Origin of the sequence: Aestuariivita boseongensis, assembly GCF_001262635.1 — a bacterium.
Lineage (GTDB): Bacteria > Pseudomonadota > Alphaproteobacteria > Rhodobacterales > Rhodobacteraceae > Aestuariivita > Aestuariivita boseongensis.
The window spans coordinates 19,825-39,163 of sequence record NZ_JXYH01000021.1 but is presented as its reverse complement, the minus strand read 5'-3'; the positions used below and the strand labels follow the sequence as shown (position 1 = coordinate 39,163).

Sequence of the window (19,339 nt, the reverse complement as noted above, 5' to 3'; positions counted from 1 at the left end):
GTAACGACAGGGAAATTTATTTCAAGCTTAAAGTTTCAGGTTTGAAGTATTGACATGCGGTCCTTTGAAGGTTCGCGGGCCTCTTTGACTGGTCGCTTGGAACGGCGGAATCTCGAAAATCCCCGGCTCTGGACACAAATGTCTAGACAGACTCAAAACCCCGCGCTTACGTAAAGAAAATACGTGATCTGGGAGGGTCCGCGATGAAGTCTCACTACAGGGTCGTGGTCATCGGTGGCGGTGTCGTGGGGGCATCGGTGCTCTATCACCTTGCAAAATTCGGCTGGTCCGATGTCTGTCTGATCGAACGCTCTGTCCTGACGGCAGGGTCTTCCTGGCATGCGGCAGGCGGCATTCATGCACTGAACGCAGATCCCAATATGGCAGCGCTGCAGGCCTATACCATCGACCTGTTGTCCGAGATTCAGGAAGAATCGGGACAGGATATCGGCCTGCACATGACCGGCGGCCTGACACTCGCCTCCACCCCCGAACGATGGGAATGGCTGCAATCGGCCTATCGAATCTTCCAATCCATCGGGATCGAGGATTGCGAACTGATGACGCCGCAACAAGCGCAGGAGTGTTGTCCGATCATGTCGACCGAAGGCGTAATCGGCGCCATGTGGGCAGATCGCGAAGGCTATCTGGACACGACCGGAACCGTGCATGCCTATGCCGGTGCCGCCAAGAAACGCGGGGCGTCAGTCTTCGAACACACCAAGGTCGAAGCGCTTGAGCAGACCAGGGACGGCTGGAAGGTGATCACCAACAAGGGCACAATCACCTGTGAACATGTGGTCAATGCCGCGGGGCTTTGGGCCAAGCAGGTTGGGCGCATGGCGGGGATCGAACTGCCCGTATCACCGCTGAAGCACCATTACCTGATCACCGACACCATCCCCGAAGTGGCCAATGCCGGGTTCGAGATGCCCATGACGGTCGATCTGGAGGGCTTCACCTACATGCGGCAGGACCAGAAGGGCGTTCTGGTCGGGATTTACGAGATCGAACACGAACACTGGGCGATGGACGGCGCGCCCTGGGATTACGGGATGGAGCTGTTCCAGGAACAGCTCGACCGGATCGAGAATGAACTGACCCTTGGCTTTGCCCGTTACCCCGCCATTCAGGATGTCGGCATCAAGACCTGGGTGAACGGCGCTTTCACCTTCTCCCCCGACGGCAACCCGCTGGTGGGTCCGGTGGATGGCAAGCTGGGATACTGGTGCGCCTGTGCGGTGATGGCAGGTTTCCTGCAAGGCGGCGGCGTGGGCAAGACGCTGGCCGAATGGATGATCCATGGTGAGCCCGAGGCAGATGCCTGGTCAATGGACGTGGCCCGGTACGGCAAATTTGCCGAGAACAAGCAGTACATCAAGGAAACGACCGGCCAGTTCTATTCCCGCCGCTTCGTGATGACCTATCCCAACGAACAGCTGCCTGCAGGCCGCCCGCTGAAACGCGCGCCGGCCTACTCTGACATGACGGCGGCAGGCGCACGCTGGGGCGTCAGCTGGGATATGGAGGTGCCATTGTACTTCGCGCCCTCCCCAGAGTTCACGGAAAACCCCACGCTGAAACGATCCAACGCCCACGATATCGTCGCCGCCGAATGCAAGGCCACGCGCGAGGCGGTGGGCCTTCTCGATATCTCGGCCTTCTCGCGCTATGAGGTTTCAGGCCCCAATGCCGAAGCCTGGCTCAACAAGATGCTGGCCTCCAAACTCCCTGCACCGGGCCGGGCAAAACTGGCGCCAATGCTGGGTCATACCGGGCGGCTGAAGGGCGATCTGACCGTGATGAACTGGGGCGATGGCACCTGGTGGATCATGGGGTCATACTATCTGCGCGCCTGGCATATGCGCTGGTTCAACGATCATCTGGAAGATGGCGTTCAGGTCCGCGATCTGGGCGAAGAGATATGCGGCTTCTCCCTCTCCGGGCCGAATGCGCGCAAGGTCATCGAAAAGCTGACCGATGGTCCGGTGGGCGATCTGCCCTTCATGGGGATCGGCGATTTCGACATCGGCCTTGTGCAGGCCCGCGTCGCGCGGATGAGCGTGACAGGAGAACTGGGATACGAGATCAACTGCCGCTATGGCGATCACATCACCCTGCGCCGGATGCTGCTGGAGGCAGGGGAAGATCAGGGCATCAGGGAAATCGGCTTCAACGCGCTTCTGTCGCTGCGGCTGGAAAAATCCTTTGGCATCTGGTCGGCGGAATTCACCCAAGGCTATACACCGGGCGAGACCGGCATGGACCGCTGGATCGCCTGGAACAAGGGCGATTTCGTCGGACGCGAACCCGCGCTTGCTGAACGCGACGGCAACGGTCCGGCGAAGAAACTGGTCACGCTGGAGGTCGAAGCAGGTGACGCCGATGCCAGCGGGTTCGAACCTGTATGGGCAAATGGCAAACGCGTGGGGTTCGTCACCTCGGGCGGCTATGGGCACACATTGGGCAAATCGCTGGCCATGGCGCTGGTCGACCCCGCGCAAGAGGCCCCCGGCACCGAACTGTCCGTCCATGTCGTGGGTGTCGAACGCAAAGCGCGCGTGATCCCCCATTCGCCCTATGACCCTGACGGACAGGCGATGCGCGGATGATATCCCAGGCCCCTGCCCGCAAAGGCCGACGCCGGCGCACGGCAGAGGCCGACACGCCCGTTCGCAAGGTCGATTACCGCAACCTGCGCAACCCGTTTCCGCGCATGCGGCTTTTCTCGGACGATCAGGTGCAGGCGATCCACGAAGACGCCCTGCATGTGCTGGAAAACCTGGGCATCAAGATCCTTCTGCCCGAAGCGCGCGCCCTGTTCCGTGCCGCCGGTGCCCGCGCGGATGACGACGACATGGTGTTCATCGGCCGCGATATCGTATCCGAGACGCTGAAGACCGCGCCGGGATCCTTCACGCTGACCTGCGCCAACCCGGAACGTAACATCACCTATGAACCGGGCGCGCTGATCTTCATGGCAGGCGCGGGTGCGCCCCATGCCACAGACCTGATCCGCGGCCGCCGTCCCGGCACCAATCAGAATTTCCGTGAACTCATCCAGATCGTGCAGCATTTCGACGTGCTGCCCATCCTTGGCCCCTCGGTCGAGCCGCAAGACGTCCCGATCCACCTGCGCCATTACGCCTTCATGGACGCGCAACTGACCTTGTCGGACAAGTTTCCCTTCATCTATGCGCGCGGCACGCAGCAAGCCGAACAATGTTTCGAAATGCTGATGGATTTCCACGACATTGCCGAGGCCGCATTCCGCGACAATCCGCATACCTATACGATCATCAATACCAACTCGCCCCGCCAGATCGACGTGCCCATGGCACAGGGGCTGATCGATTTTGCCCGCTGGGGGCAGATGTCGATCGTCACACCCTTTACCCTGATGGGCGCGATGGCCCCGATCACGGTGGCTGGTGCGCTTGTCCTGTCTCATGCCGAAGCGCTGGCCGCGATTGCCCTTACGCAACTGGCCAAGCCTGGCGCGCCTGTCAGCTATGGCACGTTCACTTCGAATGTCGACATGAAATCCGGCGCGCCGATCTTCGGCACGCCCGAGCATTTCCGCGCCTCGGTCGGTGCCGGTCAACTGGCCGACCTGATCGGCCTGCCCTGGCGTTCGGCTGCCGGATCGGCCGCGAATTTGGGCGACGCGCAGGGGGCCAACGAAAACCAGTTTGGGATCTGGGGCAACCTGCTGGCAGGGGCCACGGTGATCGTGCACGCCGCAGGCTGGCTGGAAGGGGGTCTGACCGTATCCTATGAGAAGATCATTACCGATCTTGAGGTACTGCAATCCGTGGCCGAGCTGTGCGTACCGACCCCGGCAGACGATGCGGCACGCGGGCTCTCGGCCCTGGCCGAAGTACAGCCGGGCGGACATTTCTTCGGCGCAACCCACACGATGGAACGGTATCAAACCGAATTCTATGCACCGCTTGTCCACGATTTCGCCAATCACGGCACATGGGAGGATCGCGGCGGCGAAGATGCAACCCAGCGCGCCACCGCCATCTGGCAACAGATCCTGACAGAAGATGCGCGGCCCGCGACCGATCCCGCCAAGCTCGAGGCACTGCAAGCCTATATCGCGCGCAAGACAACGGAGGGCGGCGCGCCGCCGCTGGGCGGATGAACCGGGACTTGCGCAACCCCGTTCTGCACCGCGACGACCCAAAGCGGGAACCGCTGTCAGGCAACATCAAGGTCACCCGGCAGGACTGGATCGACACCGCGATGGATGTCCTGATCCGCCACGGGGCCGACCGGGTGAAGATCCTCACTCTGGCCGACCGGATGGGCGTGTCACGCTCGTCCTTCTACTGGTATTTCGGATCGCGGCAGGATCTTCTGGACGCGCTCCTGTCCTATTGGGAAGACCGCAACACCGCCGCCATGGTGGCCCAGGCCGACGCACCGGCCCCAACGATCACCGCCGCTATCTGCAATGTCTTTCGCTGCACGGCGAACCCCGCGCTTTTTGACACCGCACTGGATTTCGCCGTGCGCGACTGGGCGCGGCGGGATGCGCGGGTGCGCGCGGCGCTCGATGCGTCCGACGTGATGCGCGAAACTGCCCTCCGGCGCATGTTTGAACGCCACGGCTATCCTGAATACGAGGCCGAAACACGGGCAAAGGTTCTGTATTACATGCAGCTTGGCTATGATTTCGCAGGCAAACCCGAACCCGGCGCACGCCGCCTGGCGCGTGTGCCGGAATATCTGCGGGTCTTTGCCGGGGTTGAACCTCAACCCGGCGAGGTCGAGGATTTCAACGCCTACGCCCGCCAATTCGCAGCGTTCTCGGAAAAGGAAGACCCTCATGCCCCATCCTGACGTCATCATCATCGGCACCGGCGTCATCGGTGCGGCCATCGCCTTCGAGATGTCCAACGCCGGTTGGAACACCCTGTCGCTGGATCGCAATGCGCAGCCGGGCCACGGATCAACCGCCGGCTCCTGCGCGATCGTGCGGATGCATTACTCCACCTATGACGGGACCGCTTTGGCGTGGGAAGGCTATCACTACTGGCGCGACTGGGCCGACTATCTGCGCCTGCCGGACGGCACCCCGCTGGCCCAGTTCCGCGAGGTTGGCTGCCTGACGATGAAAACGGCGGCCAACGGGTTCCTCGAAAAACACATGGAGTTTTCCGCAGCGCTGAACTGCCCGTTCGAGGAGCTTTCGGCCGAGGATGTGCAGGCCCGCCTGCCGATCTATTCTCTGGACAGCTACGCGCCGGCCAGGCGCCTGGATGATCCGGACTTCGGTCAGCCGAATGGCAGCCGTATGGGCGGCGCGGTGTTCTGGCCCAACGCAGGCTATGTGACGGATCCTGCCCTATCTGCACAGAACCTGATGGCAGCGGCTGCACAACATGGCGCGCAGATGCGCGGCGGCGCGGAAGTCGTTGAGATCCTGCAGGACGGCGGCCGGGTGAAGGGCGTGAAACTCTCCACCGGAGAGGAAATCCATGCTCCCGTGGTGATCAACGTGGCCGGTCCAGGATCCGCGCGGATCAACGACATGGCCGGCGTCGCGGACGAGATGACGATCCAGACCCGGCCCCTGCGGCAGGAGGTCGTGCACGTGCCAGCCCCCGAAGGCTTTGATTTCGAAAACCGGGGCACCATCGTGTCGGACAGCGACATCGCCTGCTATGTCCGGCCCGAACATGGAAATCACATCCTGATCGGATCAGAAGATCCCGCATGTGACACGCATCACTGGGTGGACAGCGACACGGACTATGACCGGGACTTCTCCGATCAATGGACGACGCAGGCTATGCGCTACGCCCAGCGCGTGCCCGCACTGGGCATTCCCAGCCGGATGAAAGGGGTGGTTGACCTTTATGACGCTTCCACCGACTGGATTCCGATTTACGACGCCTCCAGCCTTGGTGGGTATTACATGGCCTGCGGGACCAGCGGTAACCAGTACAAGAACGCGCCCATTGCCGGGAAGATGATGACGGCACTGGTTGGGTATTGCGAGGCTGGCAATGATCACGATGCCAACCCGCTGCAGTTCACGCTGCCCTATCTGCAGCGCGACATCGACGTAGGCTTTTATTCCCGCAAACGGCCCATCAACGCCGAGTCTAGTTTTTCGGTGCTGGGCTGAACAGAACCGTTGTGTCGGGTATTTTTTGCCAGAAAGAAGCAGGAGCACGCTGCCGCTTCTTTCTGGCCATAAATACCCCTGTCACCCCGCATCCGTCTTGCCGCGACGGTCCGATCGGAGCGCGGCATAAAGCACATGCGTGCGCCAACGCCCGGCGATCTGGAGATAGGACTGGGCGACGCCTTCATATTTGAAACCCGATGCCTCCAGCAGCCCGCGGGAGGCCTTGTTTTCAGGCAGGCAGGCGGCTTCGATCCGGCTCAGGTCAAGCCGCGTGAAAGCATGGTGCACCACCGCACCGATGGCTTCGCGCATATAGCCCTCGCGTGCATGGGGCGCGCCCGTCCAGTATCCCAGCGTGCCCGCCTGCGCAGGGCCGCGGCGGATATTGTCCAGGGTGATCGCGCCCACCAGCATGTCATCGGCGCGGCGGATCATGAACAGTGGCAGCGCCGAGCCGCTGGCGATCGATCGGCTGGCCCAATAAACCCGGTTCGTGAACGCCTTGCGGGTGAGGTGGTCGTCCGCCCATTCCGGCTCCCAGGGGACAAGAAAATCCATGCTTTCGCGGCGCAGCGCCGACCAGGCTCGAAAATCGGAATGGGTAGGCGGGCGCAGCGTGAGGCGGTCCGTCTCGATCTTCACTTTGCGTTTCGACAGAAGCATCAATCAGCGCTCACAGGTTAGGCCGCGCGCCTTTCGGTGAGGGCATCGAGACCAGGCGCCTTGCCGACGGGCCCGTAAAGCGCAAGGGCCGCCGGTGCCTCCGCTGCCATCCGTTCCGCGAACTCGCGCACATCGCCGGTGGTGACCGCGTCGATCCGCGCGATGGTGTCGTCTAGGCTGGGCACTTCGCCCCAGATCTGCACCAGCCGCGCCAGCCGTTCGGCACGGTTCGACGGGCTTTCCAGCCCCATCAGCATACCGGCCTTCATCTGCGCCCGTGCGCGGGCGACCTCTTCGGGGCTCATCGTGTCGGCGGCGCGTTTCATCTCGTCGATGGTGATATGGGCCAGTTCCGCGATCTGATCGCCAGACGTCCCTGCATAGATCGTCGTCGTGCCGGTATCGGCATAAGCGCCGGTCTGCGCGAAGATCGTATAGCACAGGCCGCGCCGTTCCCGCACCTCCTGGAAGAGGCGCGAGGACATGCCGCCGCCTAGCGCGCTGGAATAGATCTGCGCGGTATAAATCGCGTCATCGCGATAACCGGGGCTTTCAAAGGCCAATGCGAAATGGGCCTGTTCAAGCTTCTTGTCCTTGCGCGCTTCGCCCCCGGTGAACCGGGCGGGCGCGGCCTCGCCCCTGCTGCGTGGGGACAGATCGGCGAAATACCGGCCCGCCAGTTCGACGAGCGCCTCATGATCAACCGACCCGGCTGCCGACAATATCATCTGACCGGGGCCGTAATGTTCCCCGACAAAAGCCGACAGATCCTTGCGCGAGAAGGCGCGCACGCGCTCGGACGGGCCAAGGATCGTGCGGCCCAAAGGCTGATCGCGATAGCTTTCTTCCTGCAGCCAATCGAAGATCACATCGTCGGGCGTGTCATAGGCCTGACCGATTTCCTGCAGGATCACGCCGCGTTCGATCTCGATCTCGGCCGGATCGAAGACCGGGTTCAGCACGATATCGGCGATCACATCCAATGCCAGCGCCACGTCGTTTTCCAGCACACGCGCATAATAGGCCGTCACCTCGCGCGAGGTATAGGCGTTGATGTATCCGCCCACATCCTCGATCGCCTCGGCGATCTGCAGCGCGCTGCGCCGCGTCGTGCCCTTGAACGCCATATGTTCAAGGAAATGCGCGATGCCGTTCTGTTCCAGCCGCTCGTGGCGGCCGCCCGCGGTCACCCAGATGCCGATGGCGGCAGATTTCATCGACGGCATGTGTTCCGTGACGATACGGAACCCGTTGGGAAAGGTGTGTTGCCTGACTGTCACTTGGCGCGCGCGTCCCTGATATGATCTTCGATCGCGGCCAGATCATTGGCGATCCGGGTCACGCGTTCCGGCCTGTCATACAGGTCCGCCATGCGCGGGGGAAGAGGGGGATGTACACCGCTGGCCTCTTCCACGGCAGCGGGGAACTTCGCCGGATGCGCGGTGGCCAAAGTGATCATCGGAATGGCCGCCTCGCGCTGGTCTTCGCCCACCTGTACGCCGATGGCCGAATGCGGGCACAGAAGTTCACCGCTTGATTTGAGCCATACGCCGATGGCGGCCTTGGTTTCGTCTTCCGACACCCGGCCCGAGCTGTAGATTTCCTGCAGAGCCTGAAGCGCACCCTGGCTTACCTCGAACCCGCCCTGTTTCAGCTCGTCCATCAGTTGCGCCACGGCCTTGCCATCGCGGCCATAGGCATCGAACAGGGCACGTTCGAAATTCGAGCTGACCTGAATATCCATCGACGGGCTGATCGAGGGGATGGTGTCGCCCTTGTGATAGCCCTGCCCCGTCAGGCAGCGGTGCAGAATGTCATTCTGGTTCGTGGCCACCACCAGCTTGTCGATGGGCAGACCCATGCGCTTGGCGATGTAGCCCGCGAAAATATCGCCGAAGTTGCCGGTGGGCACGGTGAAGGACACCTCCCGATGCGGCGCGCCCAGGCTGACAGCGGACGAGAAGTAATAGACAACCTGCGCCAGAACCCGCGCCCAGTTGATCGAATTCACACCGGCCAGCCCCACCGCGTCGCGGAAGGCGAAATCGTTGAACATATCCTTCACGCGCGCCTGGCAATCGTCGAAATCACCATCCAAAGCCAGCGCGTGGACATTCGCTTCGGACGGGGTGGTCATCTGGCGGCGCTGCACTTCGCTGACGCGGCCGTGGGGGAACAGGATGAACACGTCAACCGCATCCAGACCCCGGAACGCCTCGATCGCCGCTGACCCGGTATCGCCCGAGGTCGCACCAACGATCGTCACCTTTTCGCCGCGACGGGTGAGTTCGGTCTCGAACAGCTGGCCAATCAGCTGCATGGCGAAATCCTTGAAGGCCAGGGTAGGCCCGTGGAACAGCTCAAGCAGGAAATGGTTCTCGTTCAGCTGCTTCAGCGGCGCGCGGGCGGCATGGCCGAACCCGGCATAGGCGCGGGTGATACAGCCCCAGAAATCCTCGTCCGAGAACGCCTCGCCCACGAAGGGGCGCATCACGCGGAAGGCCACCTCCTCATAAGGCAGACCGGCCAGCGCCTTGATATCCGCCGCGCTCATCTGCGGGATCTCGGCCGGTACATACAGCCCGCCATCGCGCGCAAGGCCGGTCAGCATCGCCTCGTCAAAACTCAGCTCGGGCGCGGCGCCGCGGGTGGAAACATATCTCATTGTCTTCAGGCCTGTCTTGGGGCGCGCGAACGCCAGAGGAATAGAGCGGTCATCATGATCCAGATCGCCGCAAGCGAGAACCACGTGATGGCATATTGCAAGTGATCGTTCGGAATACCAGCAGTGTCCACCGGTATCGGTCTGATCGCGGGATCGGTTTCCGATCTGGCGATCAGCAGAACCTCATCCGTGTCCAGATGCGCAGCCATGTCCGGGACTTCGCGGGCGAACCAGGTGTTGGCCTCAAGATCCGGGTCTGGCGTGTAACTGTCGGTCTCGCGCGGCCAGTGCAGATTGCCCGTCACCGTCTCGGGGCCAAGCGTACGGGGCGCGGCCTTGGCGTCTGAGGGGACAAAACCCCGGTCGACAAGAATGCGGCGACCTGTCTCGGTTTCGAAGGGGGCAATGATCAGGAAACCCGGGCCAACCCGTTTGATCGAGACCAGCACATGAATTTCACCGGGCAGGAACCGGCCTGACACTTCAACCGGCAGGTACCGGTCAGCTTCGGGATCGACAGTTTCAGGCAGCGCCACGGGCGCGGCGTCGATGCGCGCCTCGATCTCGGACAGGACGCCTTCCTTCCAGGCCAGACGCTGAACCTGCCAGACCCCCAGCGAGATCAGAATGCCCGCGCCGGTCAGCCCGAAAATCAGAAGAAACATCAACCGGCCCATCGCAGCCGTGCCCTCCCTGGCATGAAAAAGCGCGCGGAAGCCGCGCGCTTTTCTTATTTTCGCTCAGACGCGCCTGTTAATGCGCGCCGGGCATCTGCGCCACGCCCCAGATATAGACGGCGAAGAACAGGAACAGCCAGACAACATCAACGAAGTGCCAGTACCAGGCCGCAGCCTCGAAGCCCACATGCTTGTCAGGCGTGAAATGGCCCTTCATTGCACGCAGCCAGCAGACGAACAGGAAGATCGTCCCGATGATCACATGCACACCGTGGAAGCCCGTCGCCATGAAGAAGTTCGAGAAGAACTTGTCATTGCCGAATTCCCAGCCCTGATACAGCAGGTAGGAATATTCATACGCCTGAAGCGCGGTAAAGGCGATGCCCAGGATGATCGAGATGCCCAATCCCCAAACCAGGTCCTTGCGGTTGTTCTCATGCACTAGCGCGTGGTGCGCCCAGGTGACGGCACAGCCCGACAGCAGCAGGATCAGCGTGTTGATCAGCGGCAGGTGGAACGCATCCACGTGATAGATCTCGGGCTGGACATATTCGGTGCCGACATATTCGCTCATCGGATAGATGGCGTGTTTGAAGAAGCTCCAGAACCAGGCCGCGAAGAACATCACTTCGGACATGATGAACAGCACAAAACCGTACCGCAGGCCGATCCGTACGACGGGCGTGTGATCCCCCTGACGGCTTTCGGCCACAACGTCGGTCCACCAGCCGAACATGGTATACAGAACGGCGACAAAGCCGATCAGGAACATGAACGGAGTGATACCTTTCATCCACAGCACCGCGCCAAACAGCATGACGAAGGCCGAGACCGCGCCGATCAGAGGCCAGATCGAGGGGTTCAGAATGTGATAGTCGTGATTTTTTGCATGCGCCATGTCGTAGTGTCCCTTTAGCCCAAGCTTATTAGTTTGTTGTGGTGTCCGGCTCTGCCCCAAGCGCTGCATAGCTCTCGGGCAGGTCGATTTCGTAGAATGTGTAAGACAGCGTGATCGTGTGCACGTATTGACCGTCGCGATCCTCGACCAGTTCGGGATCGACATAGAAGGTCACCGGCATCTGCACCCGTTCACCGGGTTCCAGCACCTGCTCTTCAAAGCAGAAGCACTGGATCTTGTAGAAGAAGCCGCCCGCCTCGTAAGGCGTCACGTTATAGGCAGCCGATCCTGCGACGGGGCGGTCGGTGGGATTGTAGGCCTCATAAAAGGCCAGCCCCGTTTCGCCGATGCGCAAGGTCATCTCCCGTTCTACGGGGCGGAATTCCCAGGGCATGCCCCGTTCCAGCGAAGCGTCGAAACGGACTTTGATCGTCTGATCCAGGATCGTATCGGATTCAGCCTCGGCCACGTCAGTTGCGCCACCAAAGCCGGTCACCCGGCAGAACCAGTCGTAAAGCGGCACGGATGCCCAGGCTAAGCCACCCATGAAGATGACCACGCTGACCGTTTGCAGAACCGTTTTGCGGGGGCCGTCCAGCTTCATTGCTGCACCCCCTGAAGCGCCGCCTGAAAATCGCCGCCCGTTACCTTGACCACGGTCAGGCCAAAAACCACCGCGATCAGGAACACCAGCGTCAGGCCCACGCCAACATTGCGGCTGAACCGGCGTTTGTGCAGTTCATGTTCAACCTTCAGGCTCATGACCAGCCTCCCAGACCATAGGGCGCCAGAACGGCCTCGGCCAGAATGGCGCCGAAATGCAGGAAAAGATACAGCAGCGACAGTTTGAAGAACCGCTTTTCAACCGCGAAATTATCCGCGTCGCTGATCACCTCGTCACGCCGCCAGATATCCCAAGCGCCTTTCAGGAACAAAGCGTTCAGGATCACCGCCGCCGTCAGATAAATCGGCCCACCGATCGAGGTGAAAGCCGTCCCGACCGCCAGCACCGCCAGCACGACGGTATAGCCCAGGATGTTGTTGCGCGTCACACGGCGGCCATGGGTCACCGTCAGCATCGGCACGCCCGCATCGTCGTAATCCGACCGCATGAACAGCGCCAGCGCCCAGAAATGCGGCGGGGTCCACATGAAGATCAGCGCGAACATCAGCCAAGGCTCAAGGCTCATCGACCCGGTGGCAACCACCCAGCCGATCACCGGCGGAAACGCTCCCGCAGCGCCGCCGATCACGATGTTCTGCGGCGTCGACCGCTTCAGCCACATCGAATAGATCACGGCATAAAAGAAGATGGTGAAGGCCAGCATGAACCCGGCCAGCAGATTGGCCGCCAGCGCCAGCATGACAACCGACAGGCCCGACAGCGCGAGCCCGATGTAAAGCGCGTCATCCGCATCGACCTTGCCCGCCGGGATCGGACGACCCTTGGTGCGGCGCATGATCTGGTCGATATCGGCATCCCACCACATGTTCAGCGCGCCAGAGGCCCCTGCCCCAACCGCAATGAACAGGATCGACGCAAAGGCGATCATCGGGTGCACAGAAATCGGGGCCGCCAACAGACCAACCAGCGCCGTGAAGACAACCAGCGACATGACGCGCGGCTTCAGCAGCGCGAAATAATCGCCGAAGCCTGCTTCGGCCTCATGCGACTGCGTCTGTCCGTTCAAACTTGCGTCTGTCATCCCAGGCTCCCAAGGCGCACCCGCGCCCCTACAGAAAACATGCTTGCGGCGCACGATCCTGTCGCGCGCCGCAAGGCTTTTAGTTAGACGCCACCTGATAGCTCAGGGGCTTGCCGGCGTATTCTTCGATCGCGCCCTGCAGCCATGCGTCGTATTCTTCCTGCGTCACCACTTCGACGGTGATGGGCATATACGCGTGGTCTTTGCCGCAAAGCTCAGAACACTGGCCAAAGTAAATACCGGTTTCCTCGGCCTTGAACCACAGTTCGGCCAGACGCCCCGGCACCGCGTCCTGCTTCACGCCAAAGGACGGGATCGTCCAGCTGTGGATCACGTCGGCGCCAGTCACCTGCATAACGATGGTCTTGTCCACGGGCACAACAACGCGGGTGTCCGTCGCCAGCAGGTACAGATCGTCGGTATAGCCGTAATCGGCCAGTTCTTCGCGGGCCAGCATAAAGCTGTCGAACGAAAACTCGTGATCGACATATTCATAGCCCCAGTACCACTGATATCCGGTGACCTTGATCGTCACGTCGCCCTCGGGGATTTCCTGCTGCTTGAACAGCACCGGAAGCGAGAACGCACCGATGAACACCAGAATCACGATCGGCACCACGGTCCAAGCGATTTCCACCGGAGTGTTGTGCGTGAACGATGCCGGGTTGGGGTTCGCACGGCGGTTAAAGCGCACGATACACCAGGCCAGAAGCCCCACCACAAAGATACAAATCAGCGTAATGATCACCAGGATCAGCCAATCAAGCGATTGCAGATCCCGCGCCAGTTCGGTCGCGGCAGGCTGAAAACCGGTGCCGCCGTCAACGGGCCGGCCGACAATCTGGGAATCCTGCGCAGCGGCGGGCAGTGTGGACAGAGCTGCGAAAAGCCCTGCAAGCGAAAATGCGTTCTTCATCTTTGTCATGTCCTGATCGGTTGATCGCGTCCTGAAGGTGTTCCTACGACAGGGATTCGTGATCGGTTCCCTCGCCATTGTCTTTGGCGACGCTAAAAACCATATTCGTCACCACAGATAAAGAGCCCAGCTTGCGTCAAACGGACGCTTTTTCTTGATTTGGATCAAATACCGGAAGTCCTGCCCATGTCCCATGACCCGTTCCGCCCTTTTTCCACTGATTTTTCGCAGGAAACGGCCCTGTCCATCCTGCGCGAAGCGACCGCGGGGGCAGATGACGGAGAGCTGTTTCTGGAACGCCGCCGGTCCGAGGCGCTGGTATTCGACGATGGACGCCTGAAAACCGCCAGTTTCGACGCCTCCGAAGGGTTCGGCCTGCGCGCGGTGAAGGGCGAGGTGTCGGGTTATGCCCATTCGACCGAACTGTCCGAGGCCGCATTGCGCCGCGCATCAGAAACCGCGCGGCTTGCCGTGGGCGATGGCGGTGGGACGCTGGCCGACGCGCCGCAGGCCACAAACCGCAAGCTATATACCGATGAAGACCCGATTGCCGGCGTCTCCTTCCCGGTAAAGATCGAAACCCTGCGCGAGATCGACGCCTATGCCCGCGATCTGGATCTCCGCGTTGTTCAGGTGTCGGCGACGCTGGCCGCCTCTCTGCAAGAGGTCGAGATCCTGCGCCCTGACGGCATCTCGGTCCGCGATGTGCGCCCGATGACGCGCCTGAATGTCTCGGTGATTGTCGAAGAAAACGGCCGCCGGGAATCAGGCAGCGCGGGCGGCGGGGGGCGTGTGGGCCTTGATGGCCTGATCGACCCTGCCGACTGGCAGGCCAAGGCGCGCGAGGCGCTGCGTATCGCCGTGGTGAACCTGGGCGCAGAACCGGCGCCCGCCGGTGTGATGGATGTGGTTCTTGGCCCCGGCTGGCCGGGCATCCTGTTGCACGAGGCCGTGGGCCATGGGCTGGAAGGCGATTTCAACCGCAAGGGCTCGTCCGCCTTCGCGGGCCTGATGGGCCAGCAGGTCGCGGCGAAAGGGGTGACGGTGCTGGATGACGGCACGATCCCGGACCGGCGCGGGTCGATCAGCGTGGATGATGAAGGCACGCCATCAGGCAAGAACGTCCTGATCGAAGACGGCGTTCTGGTGGGTTTCATGCAGGATCGCCAGAACGCGCGGCTGATGGGTGTGGCCCCCACCGGCAACGGGCGCCGGCAAAGCTATGCCCATGCGCCGATGCCGCGCATGACCAACACCTATATGCTGGGCGGCGATGCCGATCCGGCCGATCTGGTGGCCGATCTCAAGGACGGGATCTATGCCGTGGGCTTCGGCGGTGGTCAGGTCGATATCACCAATGGCAAATTCGTCTTCTCCTGCACCGAGGCGTATCGCGTGCAGAACGGCAAGGTAGGCGCGCCCGTCAAAGGCGCTACCCTTATCGGCGATGGTGCCACAGCACTGAAACAGATCCGCGGTCTGGGCAATGACATGGCGCTGGATCCCGGAATGGGCAATTGCGGCAAGCAGGGACAATGGGTGCCGGTGGGTGTCGGCCAGCCATCAGTGCTGATCGGCGGTCTGACGGTCGGCGGATCGGCCGCGTGATAGGTGACTTCGTCGCAGATTTTTAGAATTTGCGACAAAGACGCAGATAGTTTTCAAAGATTCATCCGTCGTTAACCAGCCCCGCCTAAAACCGATTCTGCAAGACGGCGGAGCCACGGATGACTGCGGAACACATTTCTTCCACTCACCCCCCACTCCCACCCACCACGGAAGAAGATCGGTTTGCGTGGCTCCGCCTCTTGCGCTCTCGTCGGGTCGGTGTGTCGACATTTCACCGCCTGATGGCCGAGCATGGCACGGCGCAGAACGCGCTCGCCGCGCTGCCAGAAGTGGCACGCCAGGCCGGGCTGGACGCATATGAAATATGCCCGCCCGGCGTGATTGAAGCCGAACTCAAGGCCGCAAAAGCCGCGCACGCGCGGCTTTTGTGCCTGGGGGCACCGGATTATCCCGAATTGCTGGCCACATTGCCTGATGCGCCGCCCATGCTGTGGGCCATCGGCGATCCGGGCCTGATGACCCGGCCGATGCTTTCCATAGTGGGGGCGCGCAACGCCTCCTCCCTCGGGACCCGCATGGCGCGGGCGCTTGCCACTGATCTTGGGCAGGCGGGCTATGTCATCGTCTCGGGGCTGGCGCGCGGTGTGGATACCGCCGCGCATCTGGCCACGGTCGAAACCGGCACCATCGCGGTGCTGGCCGGTGGGGTGGATGTCGTCTATCCGGCTGAAAACGCCCATCTGGCCCGTGATATCGCGCAGAAGGGCCTGCGCCTGTCCGAACAGCCCATGGGTCTGCAACCGATGGCGCGGCATTTCCCACGGCGGAACCGCATCATCTCGGGCCTGTCCCGCGCAGTTGTTGTGGTGGAGGCCGCCAGCAAATCCGGCAGCCTGATCACCGCCCGCGACGCCCTCGACCAGGGTCGGGAGGTGCTGGCGGTGCCCGGCCACCCGTTCGACGCGCGCGCTTCGGGCTGCAACCACCTGATCCGCGACGGCGCCACACTGGTGCGCAACGCGCAGGACGTGATCGACGCGCTTGCGCAACCGATCCCGGCAGAACCGGCGCCCACCCCCGAATTGCCGCTGGAGACGCGCAGCCTGCAGGACACGGCGCGCCTTCACCAGCAAATTCTGGACAGGCTCGGCCCCTCTCCGCTGGCCGAAGATCAGCTGATCCGCGATCTGAAGTCCACCGCCAAGGCGGTCAATCCCGCGCTGACGGATCTGGAACTTGATGGGAAAATCCAACGCCAGCCGGGTGGCTTGCTGGCGCGTGTCAGCTAACCCGATCCGGCACGCAAACAGCACCCATCCCAGCCGGCCAAGCCGCCCAGCAAAGTGACGCACGGGGCCACGCATTGACAATATTCACTTGCGCCCCACATCTTGCGCCGTCATACACCACGCCGATTCAGAAGTTCGAGGTTTTCCGCTAAATGCCTGTAGTTGTTGTCGAATCTCCGGCCAAGGCCAAAACGATCAACAAATATCTGGGCAAGGAATACACTGTTCTGGCCTCTTACGGCCATGTCCGCGACCTTCCCCCGAAAGACGGATCGGTCGATCCCGACCATGATTTCGCAATGAAATGGGAAGTGGCCAGCGACAGCAAAAAACACGTCAAGGCCATCGCCGACGCGCTGGCCGAAGACAACGCCCTGATCCTCGCCACCGACCCCGACCGCGAGGGAGAGGCGATCAGTTGGCACCTGCAGGAAGCGCTCACCAAACGCAAATCCATCAAGAAGGACACGCCCGTCAGCCGCGTGACTTTCAACGCCATCACGAAATCGGCGGTGGAAGAGGCGATGAAGAACCCCCGCCAGGTCGACATGCCGCTGGTTCAGGCCTATCTGGCGCGCCGCGCGCTGGATTATCTGGTGGGCTTCAACCTGTCGCCCGTGCTCTGGCGCAAACTGCCCGGCGCGAAATCGGCGGGCCGCGTGCAATCGGTCTGCCTGCGCCTGATCGTCGAACGCGAGATGGAGATCGAAGCCTTCCGCCCCCGCGAATACTGGTCGGTCAAGGCGATCCTGACCACGCCGCGAGGCCAGGAATACGAGGCGCGCCTGACCATCCTCGCCGGCAAGAAGCTTGACCGTTACGATATCGAAAACGAAACGCAGGCCGAACTGGCCGTGCAGGCCATCACCTCGCGTGATCTGAAGGTCACCTTGGTCGAGGCGAAACCCGCCTCCCGCAACCCCTCTGCCCCCTTCATGACCTCCACCCTCCAGCAGGAGGCCAGCCGCAAATTCGGCATGGGCGCGCGCCAGGCGATGAGCGTCGCGCAGCGCCTATATGAGGCCGGGCACATTACCTATATGCGGACCGACGGCATCGACATGGCGCCCGAAGCCGTCATGGCCACCCGCGACGCGATCAAGGACCGCTATGGCGCGGAATACGTTCCCGACAGCCCGCGCATGTACAAGAACAAGGCCAAGAATGCGCAAGAAGCGCATGAATGTATCCGTCCCACGGATATCACCGCCGATGCCGACGCGCTGAAGCTGGCCGATGCCGATCAGCGCAAACTCTATGATCTGATCTGGAAACGCACCATCGCCTGCCAGATGGCCGCGGCCAAACTGGAACGCACCACCGTCGATATCGGCAGCGCCGATGGCCAGGTCGGCCTGCGCGCCACGGGCCAGGTGATGCTTTTTGACGGGTTCCTGCGCGTCTATGAAGAAGGCCGCGACGATGTAGTCGACGATGACGACAAGCGCCTACCGCAAATCGCCGAAGGGGAGCCCGCGCAAAAAGGCGCGATCACACCCGAACAGCATTTCACTCAGCCGCCCCCCCGCTATACCGAGGCGACGCTCGTCAAACGCATGGAAGAGCTGGGGATCGGCCGGCCCTCCACCTATGCCTCCATCGTGACGACGATTCAGGACCGGGGCTATGTCCGCAAGGACAAGAACCGCCTCATCCCCGAAGACAAGGGCCGCCTCGTAACGGCGTTTCTGACGAATTACTTCCGCAAATACGTGGGATATGACTTCACCGCCTCGCTCGAGGAAGAACTGGACGACGTCTCGGACGGCAAGCGCGACTATCAGCAGGTGCTGGCCCGATTCTGGCGCGATTTTTCCGCAGCGATCGCCGAAACCTCGGAACTGCGGATCACCGACGTTCTGGAAAAGATCAACGAGGTGCTTGAGCCGCATCTGTTCCCGCCCACCGCCGATGGCAGCGACCCCCGCGCCTGCCCCAATTGCGGCAATGGCAGGCTAAGCATGCGCACCGCGCGTTCCGGCGGGGCATTCATCGGCTGTTCGAACTATCCCGAATGCCGCTACACCCGCGCCTTTGGCCCGCCGGGCGCCGAAGACGACGGCGCAATCCCGCCCGATGGCAAGCTTCTGGGCCACGATCAGGGCGACGAGATCCGCGTGTTCAAGGGCCGGTTCGGGCCCTACGTCCAGCGCGGCGCGGCGACCGAAGATCAGCCAAAACCCCCGCGCCAGTCCATCCCCAAGGACTGGTCGCCGGAAGAGCTGGATATGGAACGCGCGCTGATGCTGTTGTCGCTGCCGCGCAAGGTGGGCGATCACCCCGAAGACGGCATCGCGGTCTGGGCGAATATCGGCCGCTATGGGCCATACATCAAACATGCCGAAAGCACCTCGGACCGTGGCGGCACCAACGCCAATCTGGAAAGCCTTGATGAGGTCTTCACCGTCGGCATGAACCGCGCGGTACAACTTCTGGCCGAAAAGGTCGCCAGCCGGGGTGGACGGGGCAAAGCCGCCAAACCGTTGCGCGAGTTGGGCGAACACCCAACCGAAGGCGGCCCGGTGAACGTGATGGATGGCAAATATGGTCCTTACATCAAATGGGCCAAGGTAAACGCCACCCTGCCGAAAGAGGTGGAACCTGACCAGGTCACGATGGACCAGGCTGTGACCCTGATTGCAGAGAAAGCGGGAAAGAAAACCACACGGAAACGCTCAGCCAAGAAAACCAAGGCCAAGAGTTAAGCGGTCTTGAGGTGTATCGCCTGCGGGCGTTACACCCCCCTGCGCACGCAACCTATGCGTTACGCAGGCATTTGCCGAACGGATGAGACACATTGACTTTCAGACC

Annotated in this window: 16 protein-coding genes; 7 read left to right on the top strand and 9 right to left on the bottom strand. The window is 61.9% G+C overall.

The window, feature by feature from the left end; all coding sequences use genetic code 11:
• Nucleotides 1-203 precede the first annotated feature (203 nt).
• From TR61_RS10140 to TR61_RS10125, 4 genes are read left to right on the top strand one after another with little or no spacing between them, the layout of a single operon-like run.
• On the top strand, nt 204-2,612 hold the full coding sequence (locus TR61_RS10140; protein WP_050929874.1) for a GcvT family protein: 2,409 nt from the start codon (nt 204-206) through the stop codon (nt 2,610-2,612).
• Nucleotides 2,609-4,150 (top strand): trimethylamine methyltransferase family protein, encoded by a 1,542-nt coding sequence (locus tag TR61_RS10135; protein WP_050929873.1) that lies wholly within the window; start codon nt 2,609-2,611, stop codon nt 4,148-4,150. The genes TR61_RS10140 and TR61_RS10135 overlap by 4 nt, the downstream gene beginning before the upstream one ends.
• Entirely contained in the window at nt 4,147-4,851 is a 705-nt protein-coding gene (locus TR61_RS10130; protein WP_050929872.1) for a TetR/AcrR family transcriptional regulator, read from the top strand. The genes TR61_RS10135 and TR61_RS10130 overlap by 4 nt, the downstream gene beginning before the upstream one ends.
• The gene (locus TR61_RS10125) at nt 4,838-6,142 is read left to right on the top strand and encodes an NAD(P)/FAD-dependent oxidoreductase (protein ID WP_050929871.1); all 1,305 of its coding nucleotides are present in this window, start codon (nt 4,838-4,840) and stop codon (nt 6,140-6,142) included. Before TR61_RS10130 ends, TR61_RS10125 begins: the two co-directional genes overlap by 14 nt.
• A gap of 81 nt (nt 6,143-6,223) precedes the next feature.
• Here TR61_RS10125 and TR61_RS10120 read toward each other — a convergent pair whose 3' ends face one another.
• The 9 genes from TR61_RS10120 to coxB all read right to left on the bottom strand — a co-directional run bounded on the left by TR61_RS10120 (nt 6,224) and on the right by coxB (nt 13,670).
• On the bottom strand, nt 6,224-6,808 hold the full coding sequence (locus tag TR61_RS10120) for a GNAT family N-acetyltransferase (protein ID WP_050929870.1): 585 nt from the start codon (nt 6,806-6,808) through the stop codon (nt 6,224-6,226).
• A gap of 17 nt (nt 6,809-6,825) precedes the next feature.
• Nucleotides 6,826-8,088 (bottom strand): M16 family metallopeptidase, encoded by a 1,263-nt coding sequence (locus TR61_RS10115; protein WP_050929869.1) that lies wholly within the window; start codon nt 8,086-8,088, stop codon nt 6,826-6,828.
• Nucleotides 8,085-9,473 (bottom strand): threonine synthase, encoded by a 1,389-nt coding sequence (thrC, locus tag TR61_RS10110; protein ID WP_050929868.1) that lies wholly within the window; start codon nt 9,471-9,473, stop codon nt 8,085-8,087. Before thrC ends, TR61_RS10115 begins: the two co-directional genes overlap by 4 nt.
• A gap of 5 nt (nt 9,474-9,478) precedes the next feature.
• Nucleotides 9,479-10,150, bottom strand: a complete 672-nt coding sequence (locus TR61_RS10105; protein ID WP_050929867.1) for an SURF1 family protein — start codon at nt 10,148-10,150, stop codon at nt 9,479-9,481.
• 76 nt (nt 10,151-10,226) lie between these two features.
• Complete coding sequence (locus TR61_RS10100; protein WP_050929866.1) at nt 10,227-11,048, bottom strand: cytochrome c oxidase subunit 3; 822 nt, start codon at nt 11,046-11,048, stop codon at nt 10,227-10,229.
• Between the two features lie 28 nt (nt 11,049-11,076).
• Nucleotides 11,077-11,652, bottom strand: a complete 576-nt coding sequence (locus TR61_RS10095; RefSeq protein WP_050929865.1) for a cytochrome c oxidase assembly protein — start codon at nt 11,650-11,652, stop codon at nt 11,077-11,079.
• Entirely contained in the window at nt 11,649-11,810 is a 162-nt protein-coding gene (locus tag TR61_RS20155) for a hypothetical protein (protein WP_172676958.1), read from the bottom strand. The genes TR61_RS10095 and TR61_RS20155 overlap by 4 nt, the downstream gene beginning before the upstream one ends.
• The gene (gene cyoE, locus TR61_RS10090) at nt 11,807-12,754 is read right to left on the bottom strand and encodes a heme o synthase (protein WP_050929864.1); all 948 of its coding nucleotides are present in this window, start codon (nt 12,752-12,754) and stop codon (nt 11,807-11,809) included. Before cyoE ends, TR61_RS20155 begins: the two co-directional genes overlap by 4 nt.
• 79 nt (nt 12,755-12,833) lie before the next feature.
• A complete protein-coding gene (gene coxB / locus TR61_RS10085; protein ID WP_050929897.1) occupies nt 12,834-13,670 on the bottom strand; it encodes a cytochrome c oxidase subunit II in 837 nt (278 codons plus the stop codon).
• A 186-nt stretch (nt 13,671-13,856) separates the two neighbouring features.
• On the opposite strand from coxB, the gene tldD reads away from it, so the two are divergent.
• The 3 genes from tldD to topA all read left to right on the top strand — a co-directional run bounded on the left by tldD (nt 13,857) and on the right by topA (nt 19,233).
• Nucleotides 13,857-15,278, top strand: a complete 1,422-nt coding sequence (gene tldD / locus TR61_RS10080; protein WP_050929863.1) for a metalloprotease TldD — start codon at nt 13,857-13,859, stop codon at nt 15,276-15,278.
• Between the two features lie 119 nt (nt 15,279-15,397).
• On the top strand, nt 15,398-16,528 hold the full coding sequence (gene dprA / locus TR61_RS10075; protein WP_050929862.1) for a DNA-processing protein DprA: 1,131 nt from the start codon (nt 15,398-15,400) through the stop codon (nt 16,526-16,528).
• A 152-nt stretch (nt 16,529-16,680) separates the two neighbouring features.
• A complete protein-coding gene (topA, locus tag TR61_RS10070) occupies nt 16,681-19,233 on the top strand; it encodes a type I DNA topoisomerase (RefSeq protein ID WP_050929861.1) in 2,553 nt (850 codons plus the stop codon).
• Nucleotides 19,234-19,339: the final 106 nt, after the last annotated feature.